Origin of the sequence: Mesorhizobium sp. M5C.F.Ca.IN.020.29.1.1, assembly GCF_003997375.1 — a bacterium.
Classification (GTDB): domain Bacteria; phylum Pseudomonadota; class Alphaproteobacteria; order Rhizobiales; family Rhizobiaceae; genus Mesorhizobium; species Mesorhizobium wenxiniae.
Window position 1 is genome coordinate 1 of sequence record NZ_RZSW01000755.1, and the last position, 2,280, is coordinate 2,280.

The 2,280-nt window shown below is 63.4% G+C and carries 2 protein-coding genes; both read right to left on the reverse strand.

Going from position 1 to position 2,280, the window contains the following annotated elements; all coding sequences use genetic code 11:
- Window positions 1–167: 167 nt before the first annotated feature.
- Window positions 168–1,274: a mandelate racemase/muconate lactonizing enzyme family protein gene (locus tag EOA85_RS33120; protein WP_127212518.1), complete on the reverse strand. Its 1,107-nt coding sequence runs from the start codon at window positions 1,272–1,274 to the stop codon at window positions 168–170.
- A 59-nt stretch (window positions 1,275–1,333) separates the two neighbouring features.
- Window positions 1,334–2,071, reverse strand: a complete 738-nt coding sequence (locus EOA85_RS33125; protein WP_127212519.1) for a GntR family transcriptional regulator — start codon at window positions 2,069–2,071, stop codon at window positions 1,334–1,336.
- Window positions 2,072–2,280: the final 209 nt, after the last annotated feature.

Genomic DNA, 2,280 nt, shown 5'->3' on the forward strand with positions numbered 1-2,280 from the left:
TCTCTAGGGATGCAGACCGCGATGATCGAGACATCGCTTCTCCCAAGCGAGCAAGTGCGGCGATAAGCTGCTTCATGGCGGCTCAGCTGCCGGTGCGTCTATCGCTAACGACGAATCGCGCGACAGGTATCGCCAACCGGCATGCCCGATCGGCGCATGCCAGTATCTTAGCTGCCGACCTCGAAGAAGGGCGCGCCAAGCAGGTCGGGAACGACATCGATGCCGAGGCCCGGTCCGTCCGGAATGCCGATGCGGCTTCCCGAAACCGGCGGCATGTTCGATGCGGTGCGCACCGTCACCCATTCGTGGAAGGCAATGGCGTGCAGCCGGCGCTCCTCCGGCGTCGACAGCGACAGATGCGCCATGGCTGATGTGTCGATCTCGGCGCCGCCGGTGTCTTCGACGGTGATCATGAAGCCGAGATCGACGGCAAGGTCGCGGATCTGGCGCGTCTTGGTCACGCCGCCGAGCCGCGAGATCTTCAGCGTCAGCCCGTCGGCCGCGCCCTTGCGGTGGATGTCGAGCATGTCGTCCAGCGAGGCGACGGATTCGTCCAGCACCATCGGCTTGTCGAGCGAGCGGCGCACCGACATGCATTCATCGATCGTGGTGCAGGGCTGCTCGAACGTGTAGTCGATGGCACGCGTCGCGTCAGTGAACTCGCGCGCCTGATAGGGCGTCCAGCCGGCATTGGCGTCGCAGAAGATGACGGTGCCCTTCGGCACCGAAGCGGCGACCGCGGTGACGCGCTCGATATCGTCATGGACGTTGCCGCCGACCTTGACCTGCAGCCGGTGAAACCCGTCCTTGACGATGCGCTTGGCAAGTGCGGCCATCGCATCGACCGTGCCATGGGTAACGACCTTGTATAGTTCTGCCGTCTCGCTCTCGCGCCCGCCGAGCAGCGTTACCAGCGGTATGTCGGCGGCGCGTGCCGCGAGATCCGAGCATGCCATGTCGAGCGCCGACTTGATGTAGGGATGGCCCTTGAACACCGTGTCCATCAGCCTGCCGATACTGGCCAAGGCGCGGGGATCGTGGCCGAGCAGATGCGGTGCGATTTCGATGACACCGGCGCGAGTGCCGGCCGCGAATGCCGGCGAGTAGAAATTGCCGAGCGGCGCCATCTCGCCCCACCCGGTCAGCCCGCTGTCGGCGGTGATGGCGACGATCACCGCGTCGAACGCGTCGGCGACACGACCCTTGGACATACGATAGGGCCCGTCCACGAAGGGCTGCACGACATGGTAGGCCTTGATGGTTTTGATCTGCAATTTCTCTGTCCGTTGTCTGTGATGTCCTGACGAAGCCGCACTTGGCGGCTTCTGTCGGCTCAGCTGCCGTCCGGCCGGTTGCGCGTCGGGCCAGCGCGATCGGCCTTGGCGCCCTTGGAGTCGCGCTGTTCGAGGCTGCGCGCATAGGCGAGCAGTTCTTCGAAGTCGACGCCGATATGCTCGCGGGCATGGCTTTGTGCGGCGCGCATGTCGGCGCCTTTCAGCAACCGCACATAGGTCTTGTGGATGTCTTCGTCAGGCACCGGCTCTTTGCGCGCCCGCTGATGCAGGGCGAAATACATCTGCAGCCGGCTGGTCAGTCGCTGCCAGGTCTCGAGCAGAACCGAATTGTCGGCCCATTCGTGGATCAGGCCGTGCAATTGCAGCGCCGTTTCGATCTGCCTTGTGGTGTCGCGGTCGCGCGTCGCCTGCTTCACCGCCTCGTGGCGCCGGTCCAGCTCATCGAAGAACCGCTGGTCGCGAAGCGGCCAGGTCAGTTCGATGGCGAACTCATCCAGAACCTTGTTGAGCGAATAGGCGTCGTCGATGTCCTTGGCGGTCACATCAATGACGAAGGTTCCGGCGTAAGGAATGCTGGTCAGGATGCCTTCCTGGACCAGCTCACGCATTGCTTCGCGCAGCGGTGCGCGGCTCACCCGCATCTGCTCGGCAATCCTGAGTTCGTTGAGTTTCTGCCCGGGTTCCAGTTGGCCGGTCAGGATTGCACGCCGAAGCAACGCCACGATCTCGGCGCGTCTTGTCGTGTCCGCGATCGGAGCAAAATCCAGCTTCCCCATTCCTCCACTCCACAAGATCCGGAAGCAGAGAAGCAGATTGTCGACAATCTAACAAGAGGCATCTATGGATTTCGGGCAGATTTCGGTCCGGCTTTCCGATCCCTATTGCGCGTTCATGCTCGCGGCCAAGGCCGATCGCGCCGATGTCGCGGCCTGTCGAACTGCTCAGCAAAACGGCGCCTTCGGCATAGCCGGGGGCGCCGCTGGAC